The organism is Photobacterium galatheae (assembly GCF_000695255.1).
GTDB lineage: Bacteria > Pseudomonadota > Gammaproteobacteria > Enterobacterales > Vibrionaceae > Photobacterium > Photobacterium galatheae.
The window spans coordinates 1-1,106 of sequence record NZ_JMIB01000062.1 but is presented as its reverse complement, the minus strand read 5'-3'; the positions used below and the strand labels follow the sequence as shown (position 1 = coordinate 1,106).

The 1,106-nt window shown below is 48.4% G+C and carries 1 protein-coding gene; it reads right to left on the bottom strand.

Annotated elements, in window-relative coordinates; genetic code table 11:
* Positions 1 to 15: 15 nt before the first annotated feature.
* Positions 16 to 1,106, bottom strand: a protein-coding gene (locus EA58_RS20610; RefSeq protein WP_152548140.1) for an IS3 family transposase whose coding sequence is annotated in 2 segments (ribosomal slippage) — positions 16 to 872 and positions 872 to 1,106 — 1,092 coding nt annotated over the 2 segments. Because the reading frame shifts where the segments join, the coding sequence is not laid out codon by codon here. This gene is flagged as partial in the annotation.

Here is a 1,106-nt window from a genome sequence, read left to right as displayed (position 1 = left end):
TTGTCCACTTCCCCTTTAGCGAGACAATTCAAAACTAGAGGTTTCCAGTTGCCTCCGGTATTCAGCCGGAGGAATATTGCCTAAGCTCTCGTGTGTGCGTTCTTCGTTGTAATCGCGCATCCATATCCAAGCCATATCCCGAACTTGCTCAAGTGATTCGAACAAATAGGCATTCAAGAATTCGCGGCGAAATGACCCATTAAATCGTTCTACAAAGCCATTTTGCTGAGGTTTTCCTGGTTGGATATAAACTAGCTCGATGTGATGTGCCTCACACCAGTCGGTTAACTGAGTCGATATCAGTTCTGGCCCATTATCCATTCGAAGCTGTTTTGGCAAACCTCGTTCCTGTTTCAAGCGCTCCAGTGCACGTATTACGCGTCCTGCGGGCAAACTCGTATCAACTTCTATTACCAGACATTCTCGGGTGGATTCATCAAGAATGTTCAGTGTCCGAAAGCGCTTGCCGCAGTATAGGCTGTCATGCATGAAGTCGAGTGCCCATTGATAGTTAGCTTTGTCCACCACATCCAATGGCATGGCGATACGGGGCGGTAATACACGTTTTTGTCGCCGCTTTAGGTTTAATCCCATACGGCAGTAAACACGGTACACGCGCTTATGGTTGAATCCTTTTCCCTTTCGTCGCATTCGCCTGAAACACTTCCAGAAACCTGCATTGGGTGACTGCTCAAGCACCGCATTCAATGCATTAATGACATCTATATCGGCAAGACGCCAATCCTGGGGGTTTCTGTAATAGCTGGCCCGTCCCAGAAGCGTAAGTCGACATGCTCTGGTGACACTGAGGCCAGCAGCGACCAGCGTGCGTGCACAATCACGCCTACGACTGGTTACCAACCCTTTTTTTCGAATAGTTCCTTCATGGCTTGGTTTTCCAAACTGACGTCAGCGAACATTTTTTTGAGCTTGGCATTTTCTGCTTCAAGTTCTTTTATCCGTTTCAGCTCAGAGGCGTCCAACCCGCCATATTTGGCTTTCCAGTTATAGTAAGTGGCGCTGCTGATCCCGTGTTGGCGGCAGATATCATCGACCTTCAGGCCAGCATCCGCTTCTTTGAGAATCGCTACGATCTGTGACTCAGT